The 15,582-nt window shown below is 69.6% G+C and carries 17 protein-coding genes; 9 read left to right on the forward strand and 8 right to left on the reverse strand.

Going from position 1 to position 15,582, the window contains the following annotated elements; all coding sequences use genetic code 11:
• Positions 1 to 2: 2 nt before the first annotated feature.
• The 6 genes from ACQEVC_RS25880 to ACQEVC_RS25905 form a co-directional block, all read right to left on the reverse strand.
• Complete coding sequence (locus tag ACQEVC_RS25880; RefSeq protein WP_432882189.1) at positions 3 to 335, reverse strand: YciI family protein; 333 nt, start codon at positions 333 to 335, stop codon at positions 3 to 5.
• A 76-nt stretch (positions 336 to 411) separates the two neighbouring features.
• Complete coding sequence (locus tag ACQEVC_RS25885) at positions 412 to 1,092, reverse strand: TetR/AcrR family transcriptional regulator (protein ID WP_432882192.1); 681 nt, start codon at positions 1,090 to 1,092, stop codon at positions 412 to 414.
• A 252-nt stretch (positions 1,093 to 1,344) separates the two neighbouring features.
• Positions 1,345 to 2,106, reverse strand: coding sequence for an ABC transporter permease (locus ACQEVC_RS25890; RefSeq protein WP_432882194.1), 762 nt, complete (start codon positions 2,104 to 2,106; stop codon positions 1,345 to 1,347).
• The gene (locus ACQEVC_RS25895; RefSeq protein ID WP_432882196.1) at positions 2,103 to 2,894 is read right to left on the reverse strand and encodes an ABC transporter ATP-binding protein; all 792 of its coding nucleotides are present in this window, start codon (positions 2,892 to 2,894) and stop codon (positions 2,103 to 2,105) included. Before ACQEVC_RS25895 ends, ACQEVC_RS25890 begins: the two co-directional genes overlap by 4 nt.
• A gap of 185 nt (positions 2,895 to 3,079) precedes the next feature.
• Positions 3,080 to 3,925: a DUF4097 family beta strand repeat-containing protein gene (locus ACQEVC_RS25900; RefSeq protein ID WP_432882199.1), complete on the reverse strand. Its 846-nt coding sequence runs from the start codon at positions 3,923 to 3,925 to the stop codon at positions 3,080 to 3,082.
• A 74-nt stretch (positions 3,926 to 3,999) separates the two neighbouring features.
• On the reverse strand, positions 4,000 to 4,533 hold the full coding sequence (locus ACQEVC_RS25905) for a YlcI/YnfO family protein (protein ID WP_432882202.1): 534 nt from the start codon (positions 4,531 to 4,533) through the stop codon (positions 4,000 to 4,002).
• 249 nt (positions 4,534 to 4,782) lie between these two features.
• On the opposite strand from ACQEVC_RS25905, the gene ACQEVC_RS25910 reads away from it, so the two are divergent.
• The 4 genes from ACQEVC_RS25910 (at position 4,783) to ACQEVC_RS25925 (ending at position 9,470) form a co-directional block, all read left to right on the forward strand.
• Positions 4,783 to 6,363 carry a serine/threonine protein kinase gene (locus ACQEVC_RS25910; protein ID WP_432882205.1) on the forward strand — a complete coding sequence of 527 codons (1,581 nt, stop codon included), beginning with the start codon at positions 4,783 to 4,785 and terminating at the stop codon, positions 6,361 to 6,363.
• A gap of 273 nt (positions 6,364 to 6,636) precedes the next feature.
• Positions 6,637 to 7,020 (forward strand): SCP2 sterol-binding domain-containing protein, encoded by a 384-nt coding sequence (locus ACQEVC_RS25915; protein ID WP_432882208.1) that lies wholly within the window; start codon positions 6,637 to 6,639, stop codon positions 7,018 to 7,020.
• Positions 7,010 to 9,079: an amylo-alpha-1,6-glucosidase gene (locus tag ACQEVC_RS25920; protein ID WP_432882211.1), complete on the forward strand. Its 2,070-nt coding sequence runs from the start codon at positions 7,010 to 7,012 to the stop codon at positions 9,077 to 9,079. Before ACQEVC_RS25915 ends, ACQEVC_RS25920 begins: the two co-directional genes overlap by 11 nt.
• A 196-nt stretch (positions 9,080 to 9,275) precedes the next feature.
• Positions 9,276 to 9,470: an ATP-binding cassette domain-containing protein gene (locus tag ACQEVC_RS25925; RefSeq protein WP_432882213.1), complete on the forward strand. Its 195-nt coding sequence runs from the start codon at positions 9,276 to 9,278 to the stop codon at positions 9,468 to 9,470.
• Between the two features lie 15 nt (positions 9,471 to 9,485).
• Here the strand turns inward: ACQEVC_RS25925 and ACQEVC_RS25930 are convergent, their stop codons facing one another.
• Both ACQEVC_RS25930 and ACQEVC_RS25935 read right to left on the reverse strand, forming a co-directional pair.
• Entirely contained in the window at positions 9,486 to 10,430 is a 945-nt protein-coding gene (locus ACQEVC_RS25930; RefSeq protein WP_432882215.1) for a BTAD domain-containing putative transcriptional regulator, read from the reverse strand.
• A 45-nt stretch (positions 10,431 to 10,475) separates the two neighbouring features.
• Positions 10,476 to 11,207 (reverse strand): SDR family NAD(P)-dependent oxidoreductase, encoded by a 732-nt coding sequence (locus tag ACQEVC_RS25935; protein WP_432882218.1) that lies wholly within the window; start codon positions 11,205 to 11,207, stop codon positions 10,476 to 10,478.
• A gap of 383 nt (positions 11,208 to 11,590) precedes the next feature.
• Here ACQEVC_RS25935 and ACQEVC_RS25940 point away from each other — a divergent pair, with 383 nt between their 5' ends.
• From ACQEVC_RS25940 to ACQEVC_RS25960, 5 genes are all read left to right on the forward strand, one after another.
• A complete protein-coding gene (locus ACQEVC_RS25940) occupies positions 11,591 to 12,400 on the forward strand; it encodes an N-acyl homoserine lactonase family protein (RefSeq protein ID WP_432882220.1) in 810 nt (269 codons plus the stop codon).
• Positions 12,401 to 12,509: 109 nt separating this feature from the next.
• Positions 12,510 to 13,409: an NAD(P)-dependent oxidoreductase gene (locus tag ACQEVC_RS25945; RefSeq protein ID WP_432882222.1), complete on the forward strand. Its 900-nt coding sequence runs from the start codon at positions 12,510 to 12,512 to the stop codon at positions 13,407 to 13,409.
• The gene (locus tag ACQEVC_RS25950) at positions 13,406 to 13,801 is read left to right on the forward strand and encodes a cupin domain-containing protein (protein WP_432882223.1); all 396 of its coding nucleotides are present in this window, start codon (positions 13,406 to 13,408) and stop codon (positions 13,799 to 13,801) included. Before ACQEVC_RS25945 ends, ACQEVC_RS25950 begins: the two co-directional genes overlap by 4 nt.
• A 1-nt stretch (position 13,802) precedes the next feature.
• On the forward strand, positions 13,803 to 14,765 hold the full coding sequence (locus tag ACQEVC_RS25955; RefSeq protein WP_432882225.1) for an NAD(P)-dependent oxidoreductase: 963 nt from the start codon (positions 13,803 to 13,805) through the stop codon (positions 14,763 to 14,765).
• Entirely contained in the window at positions 14,762 to 15,529 is a 768-nt protein-coding gene (locus tag ACQEVC_RS25960) for a carboxymuconolactone decarboxylase family protein (RefSeq protein ID WP_318395511.1), read from the forward strand. Before ACQEVC_RS25955 ends, ACQEVC_RS25960 begins: the two co-directional genes overlap by 4 nt.
• Positions 15,530 to 15,582 lie beyond the last annotated feature (53 nt).

A 15,582-nucleotide genomic window follows, 5' to 3' on the forward strand; every position in this document is an offset into this window, starting at 1 on the left:
GCCTACGGCGACTCCTGCAACGGCCACACCTCAACGACACCCCGCGCTACCGCACAAGGCGTTTTCGACACGAGTTGCACCGCTTCCTCCATCGTTGCGGCTTCGATGATCGCGAATCCGGCCACCGGGAGAGCAGAGGACATGAAGGGGCCGCTCTGCACGGTCATGCCGGCATCGTCGTGGTTCCGCACCTGCACGGGCGCGCCGGCGATGCCCATATCAGCTCCCGCCGCACGCAAGCGCACGTCATGCGCGTGGGCGCCGTCGCGTACCGCCGCGTCGGTGCGGTGGTAGCCGTCCTGGTCGCCGTATCCGATGGTCACGAACTTGGCCATGACGGCTCCCTCCTCTGGTTCGTACGGACTGCCTGATGGGCGTTCATCGGTCGTCTCCCTTGGTGACGGTCGGGCGTCAGATCTGTGCGGGGGCGGGATGGCCGCGCGGCGTGGCGTCCGCTCCTCGCTTCGTGCGGGGTTCAGCCCGAGCGGGCCGACGGGTTGCGTGATCGACGAACATGTCGACCACGTCGTCCAGATGGCGGGCCCAGCGGTCGCCTCCCGGGTCGTTCGCGATCTGCTGGTCGACCAGGCCGGTGACGAGTGCGGTGGAGATGTCGATGTCCGCCGGGTCGCTGACGCCGAGTCGGGCGAGGTTCTCCGTCCACTGCGACGGCAGCCGGCCACCGGCGAGCGCCTCCGGAGCCAGCGCATATGACTCCGCCGACGGTTCGAACCCGGGGATCGGGCGCTGGAAGAGGAGCTGATAGCGGGCGTTGTCGGCGACGCAGAAGGCGAGGTAGGCGCGGGCGACCGCCTTGAGGCCGGTACGCGGGTCGGCGGAAGGCGGCACCTGTGCCATCGCCGCCAGGAACCGGCGGTATCCGTTGGCGAACATGGCGTCGTAGATCGCGTGCTTGGAAGGGAAGTACGAGTACAGGGACTGCGGGCGCATCCGTACCTTGCCGGCGAGGTCCCGCAGGGACAGGCCGGCAAGGCCCTGCGACTGGGTCAGGTCCCAGGCGGTCCGGATGATCTCCGCTTTGGTTTCCTGATGCCGTTCGGAACGCCTGTCGCCGGTCGGTTTACCTTCCATGCACAGGAGCATGACGCCGCGTGGCGCGGCTGTCAACAACTCAAGGAACGGGGCGGCCGATCGAGGCGGTGCGGCTCGGCTCAGGTCGTCGACGACTTGAGGGCACTGCCCAGCGTGGTGAATACGAGCAACCCGGCCCGGAGCTGCCGTGGGCCACGCGTTACCGATTGGAGAAGGTTCAACGGTGTGATTGGTCTGTCGAAAGGGGCGACCGGCCGCCCGAGACGTGATGGACGGCCGGCTGCCCAGGGTTCAGGCGATTCTGCGTCGGTAGGCGAGCATGGCGAACGCATAGGCGACGACAAGAATTCCGACGCACCAGGCGAGGGTGATCCAGATTTCGCCGCCAACCGGCTGCCGTTCGAGGAGCGCCCTGATCGTGTTGACGATGGAGGTGACCGGTTGGTTCTCCGCGAAAGCGCGCACTGGCCCGGGCATCGTGTCGGTGGGGACGAACGCCGAGCTCACGAAAGGCAGGAAGATGATCGGATATGAGAAGGCGGTCGCTCCGTCCGTGGAGGATGCCGAGAGTCCGGCGATCACCGCGACCCACGTCAGCGCGAGCGTGAAGAGCACGAGGATCCCGGCCACGGCGAGCCACCCCAGCACTCCCGCCGACGAGCGGAAGCCCATGAGAAGCCCTACCAGGACGATGACCACCACGGAGATGGCGTTGGATACCAGCGAGGTCAGCACGTGTCCCCACAGCACGGACGAACGTGCGATCGGCATGGAGTGGAAACGCTCGAAGATGCCGCCCTGCAGGTCGTTGAACAGTCGGTAGGCGGTGTAGGAGATGCCGCTGGCGATCGCCATGAGCAGGATGCCGGGCATCAGAAAATTGACGTAGTTGTCGGTGCCCGCCTGGATGGCGCCGCCGAACACGTAGACGAACAGCAGCATGAACGCGATCGGCATGATCGTGACCGTGATGATGGTGTCCATGCTGCGCGTGACGTGTCGCACGGAGCGCCCGAGCATCACGCTGGTGTTGCTGAAGGAATGCGCGGTCATCGCTGCACCTGCTTCTCTTTTTCGTGGGTCCTGTCGCTCCCGACGATCGCCAGGAAGATTTCCTCCAGGGTGGGTTGCCGTTCCACGTATTCCACTTTCGCGGACGGGAGTAGCTTCCTCAGCTCTGCCAACGTGCCGGACACGATGATCGTGCCCTCGTGCAGGATCGCGATCCGGTCGGCGAGCTTCTCGGCCTCTTCCAGGTACTGGGTCGTGAGCAGGACCGTCGTGCCGCTGTCGGCGAGGTTCTGGATCACCTGCCACACTTCGATGCGAGCCTCCGGGTCCAGTCCGGTGGTTGGCTCGTCGAGGAAGATGATCGGTGGGTCGCCGATGAGGCTCATGGCGATGTCGAGGCGGCGGCGCATGCCGCCCGAGTAAGCCGACACCCGGCGTCCGGCCGCGTCGGCAAGGCCGAATCGTCCGAGCAGGTCGTCCGCGACCCGGCGGGGATTCTCCACCTGCCGCAACTTGGCGATCATGACCAGGTTCTCCCGGCCGGTGAGGATCTCGTCGACCGCCGCGAACTGCCCGGTCAGGCTGATCGACTCCCGCACCCGCGCCGGCTGGGACAGGACGTCGAACCCGTTGACGCTTGCCGTGCCACCATCCGGCTTGAGCAGGGTGGCGAGGATCCTCACGGTCGTGGTCTTGCCGGCACCGTTGGAGCCGAGCAACGCGAAAATGCTCCCGCTGGCCACCTCGAAGTCGACGCCCTTGAGTACCTGCACCTTCTGATAGGACTTGCGCAATCCGTTGACCCGGATAGCCAGGTTCTGTGCTTCCATGCTTCGCGTCTCCCTACGCAACAGTCACGTTGGACAGGTCTGCTCCGAGACCTTTGAACTCGACCCAGGTCAGGCGGTCGGGTTCCCACGGACCAGATCGGATGTGACCTTGTCGGTGGACTGGCACCGTGCCGGTCCGGGCGGATTGCGTGATGGTCATGGTGAACCCTTTTTCGGGATGTGGATCAGGAGCGGTGGATGATGATGTCGCCGTAGGAGGTGCGACCGCGTACCTCGACGGTTTCGTCGGCCTCCTCGGGTCGGATGGCGTTCTCCAGTTCGTTGCGTACGTGTCCGAATCCGGTGTTGACCTCGAACCAGGCGGCGGTGCCGTCGGCGACGCCGATCTCCAGGTCGCCCATGGCGGTCCCGAGCGTGACCGAACCGCGGGCCACCTCGCCGAGGTGGATGTTGCCGTTGGAGGTCTTCGCGTCGACGCCGGCGCCGGCCCGTTCGATCCGGATGTGGCCGTTGGCGGCGCGTACCCGTACGTCACCGGTGACCACGTCGATCGTGGTGTCGCCGTTGGAGTTCTTGACCACCGCGGTGCCGTCGATCTCGCCGATCTGGATCTTGCCGGATCCGGTGGAGATCTCGGTGTTGCCGTTGATGCCGTCGGCGGTCACGTGACCGGCCGACGTGTCCGCGTGCAGCGGGCCGGTTCGTTCGAGCCAGACGTTCCCGGCGGAGGTCTTGAGCCTGCACCGCCCGAGCCGGCCGGCGCAGCGGAGGTCGCCCACCTGGAGGTGGGCGGAGAGCTGGGAGTCGCTGGGCAGTTGGATGGTCACGTCGACCGACCTGGTCTTGCGGGAGAAGTCGAAGGCGCGCGCCTTCGGGCCGGTGATCCGGAGCGTGCCGTTGGTGTAGTCGACCCGGACCTGCTGGGCGGCTTTCACGTCGGACTCGTCGGCTTCGTCGCTCGGGCGGACCTCGACGAGGGTGTCGGTCCGGTTGCTCGCGGTGATTCGCACGTCGGCGACGCCGAGTTCGAGCGTGACGGAGATCGGCTCGGGGGTCTCGAATTTTGGCATGGTTGTCCCCGCTTCATGGGTAGGTGAGGCGTCCCCGCAGGTCGGGGACGTGGGATGAGATAAGCGTGGGGTGGTTAGCGCACCCAGCCGGTGAAACGTTGCTTGGTCCGTTTCACGCTGCCGGACGGCTCGGATCGCTGGTGCTGATCGGGGCGCTGCAAGGTGGTGGCGGCCGCCCGGACGAGCCAGGCGTTGACTGAGCGGCCCTCCTTGGCCGCGGCCTCCTCGATCGCGGCCTTGAGCTGCTCGGGTAGCCGTACGTTGATCCGCGCGGCGGGGCCGTTCTCGGCGATCAGCAGATCGTTGTCCGGGGCGTTGTCGAGCGTCGCTGTCGCGTGCTCGGCCGCGAGTTCGAGCGGCTCGGCGGGTGGCGGGGTCACGACGAAGCTCGGGTCGCGTCCGCGCAGGCGCAGTTCCACCGAACCTGGAGCCAGGTCTCGGGTGATCTCGTCGGCGGCGGCCGACAGCGCGTCCAGCAGCGTCATCCGGATCGCCGATTCGAGCGACCCGGTCAGGCGCTCGACCAGGGCACGCGCCTCCTCACCGCCGGCTTCGGCAAGCGTGGCGAACTCCCGTCCGAGGTTGCCCACATATGAGGTCAAGTCCATGGCACCATCATGGCACACTCATGGCACACCGACAAGCCGCGTTGGCTCAGTGCTGGTGCCATGGTCGATGCCAGAGGCTCCCTTCCCCTTCGGCGGGACGCCGCCTTGATGGTGCCGGTGCACGACCAGGCCGGCGGTAGCACGTTCCGGAGACGCCGGAAATGCAGGGTGTTCGTCCCGCGAGCCCCGTCCGGCTAGGGTCTCTCTCTACCGCAGGTGGGGCGCCGCGCGGCGAGGGGAGAACTCGAGATGAGCATGCCGCTGCTGCCGGGGGAACGGACCCGGCTCGGTAGGTATGAGCTACTGGGCCGGCTGGGCGAGGGCGGCATGGGCACCGTCTACCTCGGGCGAGATCGAGACGGGCGCAAGGTGGCTATCAAAATGGTCCGGCCCGAGTTCTCGAGCGACGCCGAGTTCCGTGGCCGCTTCCGCAGCGAGGTCAGCCGGGCGCGCCAGGTGCCGCCGTTCTCGACCGCTGAGGTACTCGATGCCGACCCGGACCACGACCCGCCCTACCTCGTCGTCGAGTACGTCGACGGCCCGAGCCTTGCCACGGTCGTCAGGGAGCAGGGACCACTGTCCGCCTCCGCGCTGCACGGGGTGGCCGTCGGCATCGCCACCGCGCTGACCGCCATCCACGGTGCCGGGGTGATCCACCGCGACCTCAAGCCGGGCAACGTACTGTTCGCCATGGGCGGCCTCAAGGTTATCGACTTCGGCATCGCCCGCCCCTTCGAGGCGACCAGCCAGCACACGCGTACCGACCAGATAGTCGGCACGGTGGCCTACATGGCGCCGGAGCGCTTCGACCCGGAGAACGGTCGGCAGGTGAGTTTTGCCGCGGACATCTTCGCCTGGGGTGTGGTGGTGGCGTACGCCGCGACCGCGCGTACCCCGTTCGCCGCCGACTCCGCACCAGCCACCGCCATGCGCATTCTCACCCAGCCGCCCGACCTTTCCGGGCTGTCCGGGCCGCTCCGCGATCTCGTGGATCGGGCACTCGTCAAGAATCCCGAGGAACGCCCGACAGCGCGGGAACTGCTCGACGGCCTGCTCGCCGGCGACACCCCGCAGCCAGAGATCACCACTGCGGTTGCCGCGGCGGCACTGACCGCTCGCGACAGGTTCCGGCTGGCCGGCGGTAGTCCCGGGAAGGCGCAGACCGAAGCCCGGCCCGAGGCCACCCGCCGTAGACGGCTCCTGGGAGCCGGGGCAACCGCCGCAACTCTCATAGTGCTGCTTGGCACTGGCCTCGCCGTTCTGAACGCCTTCGGTTCCGACGGCGGTGACCGGGACGGCTCCGGGGAAGCGTCCGCGCCGGCCGGCCCGGGTCCGACGAGTACTCGGCCTGCCCCGGCGGCCCCGGACCCGGATGCTCCGATCCTTCAGGGAAACCGGCGTACGCTGATCCATCTCGCCGAGATCGACCGGGACCTGGCACTGGACTACCACCGGTACGAGGTGGAGGCTTCCGACGGCACCGGCATGAAGTCGCAGTTCGTGCTGGTGCCGATGGGCGTGGACTATCTGATCAGGTCGCTGCGCGGTGCGGATCGCGGCGACAACTCGGAGACCTGCCTGGGCGTCAAGATCACGCCGGACAAGCCGTCGTCGCTGGTCGCCGCCGAGTGCGTTCCGACGCAGGCGACGCTGTTCTCCCTCACTCCCACCGGCGCCACGGACGACAAGAAAAGGCGGACCTACCACATCTACAACGAGGCCTACGGCTTCGTCCAGTGGAGCGTGGAACGCAAGGCGGTGTTCGTCGAGGAGGTCGGCGACGCCACCCCCACCGCGAGCTTCAGCCTCGTCGACCGGGGCGCGCTCTGAGCCCCGACCTCGGCTACCCCGGGGCCGCGGGGCGCGGAGAAAGGGCGGGACCCCCCGGGGCCACGGACCGACACATCAGGTTGAGCCCGGTACCCGCGCTCGGCAAGCAACGGGACATCGAGGCAGCAAGCCGGCAGGGACCCCCTCGACTCTCGCTCAGCGGCTGATCGTGCCTGCGGTCGGCGGGACCTCTCATCCTCCCGGGGTGATGCGGCAGCACACCCCGACGGGTCACGCTCACCTCGGTGGACCGTGCCGGGAGGTGAGGCGGAGATGGCAGACCCGACCGTGGAGTACTTCGCCGGACCGGCGCGGCAACGGGCGGACCTGCTGCCCAGTGGCTTCTCGGCGACCGTCCGTCTCGACCTGCGCCGTGCCGGCCGAACCGATCACTGGTATCTCGTCCTGGACGAACGGGACGTCACGATCAGCGAGGAGGGTGAGCGCGCGGCCGACTGCGTGATCTCGGCGGACGGCGAGGTCTTCGACCGCATCGTCGCCGGGGCGGACGCGACAGCGGCGACCCTGCGCAACGAACTCACCTACCGGGGGGCACCGGTCGTCCTGATCTACTTCCAGCGGCTCCTGCCGGGGCCGCCCGGCTCGCACGGTCCGGACCGGGTCGACCGCGGAGACGGCGGGGACCGTGGACGCTGAGGCAGTCACCGTCCTGGAGGGACTGACCTACATGGTCAGCGGCCGGAACGGCGACATCGACCCGGTCCTGGGCGACCCGGCCGGACTGTACTTCCTCGACACCCGCTTTCTCTCCAAGTGGGTCCTGACCGTCGACGGTGAGCGGTTGAGCCCGCTCTCCATCGACGACCTGCAGTATTTCGAGGCGCGGTTCTTCCTGGTCCCGGGTGAACCCACACACTATGTCAGCGCCACACTCTCGGTGATCCGGCACCGGACGATCGCGGCCGGGCTCGACGAGGAGATATCGGTCCTCAACCACAGCATGCGGCCGGCCGAGCTGACGATCCGGCTGGAGGTGGCGAGCGACTTCGCCGACATCTCCCACATCGACGAGCCCGGCGGGCCGGTAGATGCCACACAGGGAAGGAAGGGACGCTGCTCACACCAGATCGCGGAAGGGGAACTGCGGCTGCGGTACGAGCGCGAGAAGTTCCACCGGGCCACAGTGATCCGCAGCAGCGAGCCGGCCGGGATCGACCAGGACGGGCTGACCTTCCGGGTCCGGATCGGCCCGCACGGGAGCTGGTCCACCCGACTGCACGTGGTGACCGACATCCGAGCCCCGGGCGGGGAGGACGTCTCCGGCGGCGGGGTGAACCTGATCCGTGAGATGAAGGAGGGGATGCGGGAGGAACTGGATCGGTGGATCGCCCGGGCGCCCCAGTTGGAGTGCGACTTCGCGCCGCTGGCCCGGGCCTACCAGCGGAGCCTGGTGGACCTGGCCGCGCTGCGGAATCCGGGCCTGGACAGCGGGGGCAAGATCCCGTCCGCGGGCCTGCCGTGGCTCAACACCGTGATCGGCCGGCAGAGCATCTTCACCAGCATCCAGGCACTGCCGTACCTGCCGGAACTGGCCGCGACCACCCTGCAGGTGCTCGCCGCCTTCCAGGCGACGAAGCTCGACGACTTCCGGGAGGAGCAGCCGGGCAAGATCCTGCACCTGCTGCGGCTCAACGAGTCGGCCGCCTTCGAGGAGCGTCCGTACGCGCGGTACTACGGCTCGGTCGACGCGACCCCGCTGTTCGTCGTGCTCCTCGACGAGTACGAACGCTGGACCGGCGACGCGAACCTGGTGCACCAGTTGGAGAAGGAGGCCCGCGCCGCGCTGCGCTGGATCGACGAGTGGGGAGACCTGGCCGGCGACGGGTACCTCTGGTATCAGCGGCCACGGGTGCGCGGGGAGCAGCCCAACCAGTGCTGGAAGGAATCCGAGGGGGCGATCTGCTATGCCGACGGCCGGCTGCCCGGATTCCCGCGCGCCACCTGCGAGGTGCAGGGCTACGTCTACAACGCGAAGCTGTGCGGCGCCCGGCTGGCCCGTACCTTCTGGGCCGACCCGGCCTACGCCGATCGGCTGGAACACCAGGCGGCCGAGCTTCGGCACCGGTTCAACCAGGACTTCTGGCTGCCGGACCGCGGCTACTACGCGTTGGCCCGCGAGCCGGACGGCAGCCTGGTCGACGCGCTCGCGTCGAACCTGGGACACCTGCTCTGGAGCGGAATCGTCGAACCCGAGCGGGCCGGGGCGCTGGTCGAGCACCTGCTCGGCCCCGGCCTCTTCACCGGCTGGGGCGTACGGACCCTCGCCGAGGGGCAGGCGGCCTACAACCCGGTCGGCTACCACGTCGGTGCCGTCTGGCCGTACGACAACTCGATCATCGCCGACGGAATGCGCCGCTACGGGTTCGCGTCCGAGGCGGCGGCGGTGGCACAGGCGATGTTCGAGGTCGCGCGCTACTTCGACGGCCGGCTGCCGGAGGCGTTCGCCGGCTACCACCGTAACCTCACCGCCTTCCCCGTGCGCTATCCCTCCGCCACCAGTCCGCAGGGCTGGTCGGCCGGAGCGATCCTGCTGCTGCTCCGCACCGTCCTCGGCCTGCACCCGCACGCCGACCACCTGGTCGTCCGTGCCACCGTGCCACCCCGGCTGGGGCAGATCTCCCTGTTCGGCATCTGCGGTCGCTGGGGCAAGGCCGACGCGGTGGGCCGGCCCGGCGGTCCCGGATCGAACTGCTGACACGGCCGCCGTCGACGCCGCGCACGACCGGTGTTCCGAGCCGATGGCAGGAGCGCGGGTCTCGATGCGGTGGGTTCGGTGGATGGCGGGGGCTGTCGATCCGGGTCCATGACGGTTCAGGGTGGTTCAGGCCGGCTCGGGGCGGTAAAACCACGGTGAAACCGCGGCGATCCGGTGCGGCGGCACCGTCGTGTGCATGACGAACATCCCGACCGAGCCGGCCATCGCGGTGACCGGCCTGCGCAGGTCGTACGGCAGCCAGGTGGTGCTCGACGGCATCGACCTGCACGTCCGCGAGGGCAGCATCTTCTCGTTGCTCGGACCCAACGGGGCCGGCAAGACCACGATGGTCCAGATCTTGTCGACCCTCATCCGTGCCGACGCGGGGTGAGGTCCGCGTCCGCGGTCACGACGTGGTTCGTGATCCGGACCGGGTGCGGGCGGCGATCGGTGTCACCGGCCAGTTCTCCGCGCTGGACAACTTCCTCACCGGCGAGGAGAACCTGCTGCTCATGGCCGACCTGCACCATCTGGGCCGGGCCGAGGGGCGGCGACGGACGGCGGCCGCCACCTCGCGGACCACGTCGTCGTCGGCGACGATGCCGGCGAGCGGTACGACGGTGACCGTCAGCACCTCGGCGCGGCGGGCGACGACGTTGGCGAGCCGAGTCTTGCCCAGCCCGCCCGGCCCGACGATCGAGGTCACCCGGGAGGTACGCAGCAGCGCCTCCACCGCGGCGACGTCGTCGTCCCGGCCGAGCAGCGGGTTGGGCTCGTGCACGATGCCGCGCTGGACCGTGGGTACCACGCCCTGGAGCAGCCGCCGGTGCTCGGCCTGCAGCGCGGCGCCCGGATCGGTGCCGAGCTCGTCGCGCAGCGCCCGCCGGTAGGCGTCGTAGCGGGCCAGCGCCGTGGCCGGGCCGGCCGTCGCCGCCTCGCACCGCAGCAGCTCGATCAGCACCTCCTCGTCGCGCGGTCGATCGCCGGCCAGTTCGGCCAGCCGGTCCACCGCCTCGGCCGCCCGGTCGAGACGGGCCAGGGCGAGCGCGCGGGCCCGCACCAGCGTGCGGTAGGTGGCTCGGCGCTCCGCTCGTAGCGCGCTGACCGGGCTGTCGGCGTCGTCGGCCGGGCCGGGCCCGGCGCCGCCCCACAGGGCCAGGCCGGCGTCGGCGTGCGAGAGCGCGGCGGCGTGGTCGCCGGCACGCGAGCACCGGTCACGGCACCAGGGTATCGATCCCGGACGGCACCGCGATCCGCGGCAGCGCCGCAGGTCCGCACGTCGCGGCTGTCGCGCCGGCCGTCCGGGCGCGGTACGCGGTCCGGTCCTCGCCTTCGCGAGTTCTTCCGACACCGACCTGTCGGGGCGGAGGCGCCTGCCGCAGCGGTCACCCGCCGTTCAGCGGGCGAGGTAGCCGCCGTCCACGCTCAGGATGGTGCCGGTGATCCCGGCCGATTCCGGCGAGGCGAGGAAGACGATCGCCCGGGCCACCTCGTCGGGCGTCGACATGCGCCCGATCGGATGGTTGCTCAGGGTGACGGCCAGGCTCGCCGCGGGATCGGTGTCGGCGGCCCGCGCCTCGGCCATGAACTCGGTGTCGACCGCGCCCGGTGCGACGGCGTTGACCCGTACGCCACGTGCGGCGTACTCGATCGCGAGTTGCCGGGTCAGCTGGACGATCGCGCCCTTGGTCATCGCGTAGACGCTCTGGTTGGCCACGCCGATGAGCCCCGAGATCGAGGCGGTGTTGACGATGCAGCCGCGAGTCTCGGTCAGCAGCGGCAGGGCGGCGCGGGTGAACCTGAACGCCGGCCGTACGTTGACCGCGAACAGCGCGTCGAAGTCGTCGTCGCTGGTGTCCCGGATGGGCCGGCGCAGAAACCGTGCGGCGTTGTTGACCAGGAGATCTAGCCGGCCGAACTCGGCCGTTGCCCGGCCGATCGCGGCATCCGGTGTCGCGTCCAGGGTCACGTCGGCGACCATCGGCACCACCCCGCCGTCCTCGGCCAGGTCGGTCACCGCGGGTGACACGTCGACCGCGACGATCCGGTAGCCCGCGGCCCGCAGCCGCGTCACGACACTGCGACCGATGCCCCGAGCTGCGCCGGTCACGACGGCGGTCAGATCCATGGTGTCGTCTCCTTCGGCTGGTGCCCTGATGATGTTGTCGGCCCCTTGCCGGCGGGCCGAACCGGTGGAGCAGCGAAGCATCGTGCCGGAGGCCGGCGTGTAGGTCAAATATCGTATGACAGTCATACATCCGCAAGGGCGGCGGAAAATCTACCGGGCATTGCCGAGCTTCCGCGACCGGGTCTCAGACCCCCGTCCTTGGCCTGCTACGACGGCCCCGGAGTCGTTGCAGTTTTTGTATGACAATCATATAGTCGGACCGGCGGTCTTCCGTCGACTTCGGTGTCCCCGTTGCGAGGAGCAGGCATGTCAGACAGTGGGATCGAGGCTTCCGGAGCTACCTCGCCGGGGTGCGCCGGCGAGGTCGTCGCGTTTCCCGGCTGATGGCGGCCACCGACCGGTACCAGGTGACCGTCGTCAAGTACGGCACCCGGCAGACCGTACGCAGCGACGTCTACCTCAACCACCATCTGTACGGCGAGCCGGACGGCCCGATCGGGATGGACTACTTCTTCTGGCTCGTCCGCAACGCCCACCGCACGATCGTGGTGGACACCGGCTTCTCGGCGGCCGGCGGTGCCCGCCGCAACCGCAGCACACTGCTCGACCCGGGCGCCGCGTTCGACGCGCTCGGGGTGGACCGGGCCGCCGGGCCGCCGGTCGTGGTCACCCACGCGCACTACGACCACATCGGCAACCTGGACCTCTTTCCCGCCTCGCCGCTGACCGTCGCCGCCGCCGAGTACGCCTTCTGGACCGGCCCGTACGCGGACCGCACCCTGCTGCACCACTCCGTGGAGGACGTGGAGCTGGCCTACCTGCGGCGGGCCGAGCGGGAGGGCCGGGTCCGGACCTTCGACGATGACGTCGAGCTGGCTCCGGGCGTACGGGTGATCCGGATCGGCGGGCACACCCCGGGGCAGAGCGTCGTCACGGTGAACACCTCCGACGGCACCGTGCTGCTGGCCTCCGACGCGGTGCACTACTACGAGGAGTACGAGCGGGCCATGCCGTTCACCCAGGTGGCGTGCCTGGTCGACATGTACGCCGGGTTCGAGCGCATCCGCGGGATGCTCGACAGCGGCGAGGTGCGGCACCTGGTCTCCGGCCACGACCCGGACACGCTCGCCCGGTTCACCCCGGTGCCCGGGGCGTTGGCCGGGCTGGCGGCCACGATCGGGGAGGAGTGCTGACGCGCTTCCCGGCGCGGTCGCCGCGGCGTCCATCGCCGACGGCGGGTCGGGCCGTGGCGCCGGTGCCGCAGCCCCAGCAGCAGGATCGAGCGATGGACGGAGATCAGTGATGAGGATCGGCTTCGCGGGACTCGGCAACATGGGTGGCCGGATGTCCGCCTGCATCGTGCGGGCCGACCGGGAGGTACTCGGCTACGACCTGCGCCCCGACAACATCGCCGCCGCCGGGGCGAAGGCCGCGGGATCGGTCGGCGAGGTGACCGACGGCAGCGACATCCTGCTGTTGTCGCTGCCGGACAGCCGTGCCGTCGAGGCGGTGGTCCTGGGTGACGACGGTGTGCTGGCGCACGCGCGCCCGGGCCAGATCGTGGTCGACCTCTCCACCGCCGCGCCGGATTCGACCACCCGGATCCACCGGCTGCTCGCCGAGCGGGGAGCGGCCTATCTGGATGCCGGGATCTCCGGTGGTGCGGCGGCGGCCGAGAAGGGGACGCTGACCCTGATGGTGGGCGGCGAACCGGGCGTGCTCGACCGGGCCCGCCCGGTCCTGGAGCTGTTCTCCGCGAACATCTTCCACTGCGGGCCGAGTGGGGCCGGGCACACGGTGAAGCTGCTGAACAACTTCCTCAACGCCGTCGCCCTGTCGGCCACCGCCGAGGTGATGGTCGCCGGCAAGAAGGCCGGTCTAGACCTGGAGACGGTGCTCGCCGTGCTCAACGCGAGCTCCGGCGTCAACTTCGCCACCCTGAACCGCTTCCCGAAGATCATCCACGGTGACTACCTGCGGGGCGGGCTCACCAACACGCTGATGCTCAAGGACGTGAACCTCTATGTCGAACTCGTCGCGCGGCTGGGTGTGGTGAGCCCCAACTCGGCCGGCCCGCTGGCCAGCTTCGGCCTGGCCCGCGCGCTCGGGTACGCCGACGAGATCAGCAACACCGTGGTCGACGCCATCGGGGACCTCTCCGGCGGTGTCCGGCTGCACACGAAGGAGGAGCCTGCCGCATGAGAATCATCCACGGACGTGCCGAACGCGTCCGGTCGGAGCAGCGCACCGCGACGGTGACCGGTGAGGCGTGGTTCGACCAGGTCCTGCCGCCGACCGACGGGAACACCATCGTGACGGTGTTCTTCGCCCCGGCTGCCCGGACGTACTGGCACAGCCACGAGAACGGCCAGATCCTCCAGGTGGTGGCCGGGCGGGGGCTGATCTGCGCCGACGGCGGGAGACCGCAGGTGATCGAGGCCGGCACCAGCGTGTGGGTGCCGGCCGGGGAGCGGCACTGGCACGGGGCGGCGCCCGACTCGTACCTGGTCCACACCGCGATCTCGCTCGGCGTCACCCGGTGGGCCGAAGAGGTCGCCGAGGCCGACTACACGGCGCCCACCGGCGGAGAGTGAGATGTCCACCGACGACGACGTCACTGCCACGCAACGCTCCGGAACCGGGTCGGTGGCGCGCCGGGAAGGCCTCGGGGCCGAGCCCACGGCCGAGCCGACCGAGACGGTCGGGTTCATCGGGCTCGGCAACATGGGTGGGCCGATGGCGGCCCGGCTGGTCCGGGCCGGCTACCGGGTACAGGGCTTCGACCTGGCCGAGCCGGCCCGGCAGGCGTTCGCCGGCACCGGCGGGACGGTCGCCCCGGAGCTGACCGGCGCGGTCCGCGGCGCGTCCGTGATCGTGTTGATGCTGCCCAACTCCGACATCGTGGAGGCCACGGTCCGGGACGCTGGGTTCGCGGTGGAGCACGGCGCGACCGTCATCGACATGAGCTCCTCGGAGCCGATGCGTACCCGGGCACTCGCCGCCGAGCTGGCGCAGCGGGGCGTCACGCTGGTGGACGCGCCCGTCTCCGGCGGCGTGTCCCGGGCCCGGACCGGCGAGCTGACCGTCATGACCGGTGGCGAACCGGCCGACCTCGACCGGGTCGCGCCGATCCTGACCCAGCTCGGCACGGCCACCCGGGTCGGCGCGGTCGGCAGCGGCCACGCGGTCAAGGCGCTGAACAATCTGCTCTCCGCCACCCACCTGCTGGTCACCTGCGAGGCGATCCTCGCCGGCGAGCGGTTCGGCCTGGACCCGGAAACGATGCTGTCGATCTTCAACGGATCCAGCGGCCGGAGCGGGTCGACCGAGAACAAGTGGCCCAACTTCATCCTGCCCGGGACCTACGACTCGGGCTTCGGGCTGCGCCTGATGCTCAAGGACGTTCGCATCGCCACCGCACTTGCCGATCAGGTGGGCGCGCCCGATCCACTCGGGCACGCGACCGCCGAACTGTGGGCGCGGGCCGCCGAGGCTCTCGAGGCCACCGCCGACCACACCGAAATCGTCAACTGGCTGCGAAAGGACGCATCACGATGACCCTGACCGCCCGGCAGGAAGAGATCAAGCAGGAGTTCATCCGCGTGCGTGGGGCGTGGAGCGACACCTGGGAGGGGGTACTCCGGCTCGATCCCGAGTTCCTCAAGGCCTATCTGGACTTCTCGGCCGTGCCGTGGCGCAAGAACCACCTCGACGACAAGGTCAAGGAGTTCATCTACATCGCGATCGACGCGAACGCCACCCACATGTACCTGCCGGGAGTACGCCAGCACATCAGGGCCGCCCTCAAGCTGGGCGCCACTCCACAGGAGATCATGGAGGTTCTCGAACTCTCCGCGACGCTGGGCATCCACGCGATGAACATCGGCGTGCCGATCCTGGCCGAGGTACTCCGGGAGAAGGGCCTGCGTACCGGGCCGGCCCCGCTGACCGAACACCAGGAGCAGATCAAGGCCGAGTTCACCAGGACGCGGGGCTACTGGCACGCCTTCTGGGACGAGATGCTGGAGCTCGATCCGGAGATGTTCGCCGCCTACACGGACTTCTCGTCGGTGCCCTGGCGCTCCGGCACGCTGGAGCCGAAGGTGAAGGAGTTCGTCTACATCGCGTTCGACACCGCCGCCACGCACCTGTACGTCAAGGGGCTCAAGCTGCACATCGAGAACGCGATCGGCTACGGCGCCACCCCGCAGGAGATCCTGGAGGTCATGGAGATCGCGTCGGTGCTCGGCATCCACGGCGTGACCGCGGCCGCCCCGATCCTGCTGGAGGAGATGGAGAATCTCGGGGCGGCCGAGGGCTGACGGTCGGCGTCCGGATCCGGGCGCCGGGCCGGCGGAACCGGTCCGGGCTCCGG

Origin of the sequence: Plantactinospora sp. CA-294935, from assembly GCF_050936445.1 — a bacterium.
In the GTDB taxonomy this organism is placed as follows: domain Bacteria; phylum Actinomycetota; class Actinomycetes; order Mycobacteriales; family Micromonosporaceae; genus Plantactinospora.

Coding starts and splice junctions, on each gene's coding strand:
- ACQEVC_RS25950 (WP_432882223.1), top strand. CDS start 13,406: ATGAGAATCATCCACGGACGTGCCGAACGCGTCCGGTCGGAGCAGCGC.
- ACQEVC_RS25945 (WP_432882222.1), top strand. CDS start 12,510: ATGAGGATCGGCTTCGCGGGACTCGGCAACATGGGTGGCCGGATGTCC.
- ACQEVC_RS25915 (WP_432882208.1), top strand. CDS start 6,637: ATGGCAGACCCGACCGTGGAGTACTTCGCCGGACCGGCGCGGCAACGG.
- ACQEVC_RS25910 (WP_432882205.1), top strand. CDS start 4,783: ATGAGCATGCCGCTGCTGCCGGGGGAACGGACCCGGCTCGGTAGGTAT.
- ACQEVC_RS25940 (WP_432882220.1), top strand. CDS start 11,591: ATGGCGGCCACCGACCGGTACCAGGTGACCGTCGTCAAGTACGGCACC.
- ACQEVC_RS25880 (WP_432882189.1), bottom strand. CDS start 335: ATGGCCAAGTTCGTGACCATCGGATACGGCGACCAGGACGGCTACCAC.
- ACQEVC_RS25935 (WP_432882218.1), bottom strand. CDS start 11,207: ATGGATCTGACCGCCGTCGTGACCGGCGCAGCTCGGGGCATCGGTCGC.
- ACQEVC_RS25960 (WP_318395511.1), top strand. CDS start 14,762: ATGACCCTGACCGCCCGGCAGGAAGAGATCAAGCAGGAGTTCATCCGC.
- ACQEVC_RS25895 (WP_432882196.1), bottom strand. CDS start 2,894: ATGGAAGCACAGAACCTGGCTATCCGGGTCAACGGATTGCGCAAGTCC.
- ACQEVC_RS25890 (WP_432882194.1), bottom strand. CDS start 2,106: ATGACCGCGCATTCCTTCAGCAACACCAGCGTGATGCTCGGGCGCTCC.
- ACQEVC_RS25925 (WP_432882213.1), top strand. CDS start 9,276: ATGACGAACATCCCGACCGAGCCGGCCATCGCGGTGACCGGCCTGCGC.
- ACQEVC_RS25900 (WP_432882199.1), bottom strand. CDS start 3,925: ATGCCAAAATTCGAGACCCCCGAGCCGATCTCCGTCACGCTCGAACTC.
- ACQEVC_RS25885 (WP_432882192.1), bottom strand. CDS start 1,092: ATGGAAGGTAAACCGACCGGCGACAGGCGTTCCGAACGGCATCAGGAA.
- ACQEVC_RS25905 (WP_432882202.1), bottom strand. CDS start 4,533: ATGGACTTGACCTCATATGTGGGCAACCTCGGACGGGAGTTCGCCACG.
- ACQEVC_RS25955 (WP_432882225.1), top strand. CDS start 13,803: ATGTCCACCGACGACGACGTCACTGCCACGCAACGCTCCGGAACCGGG.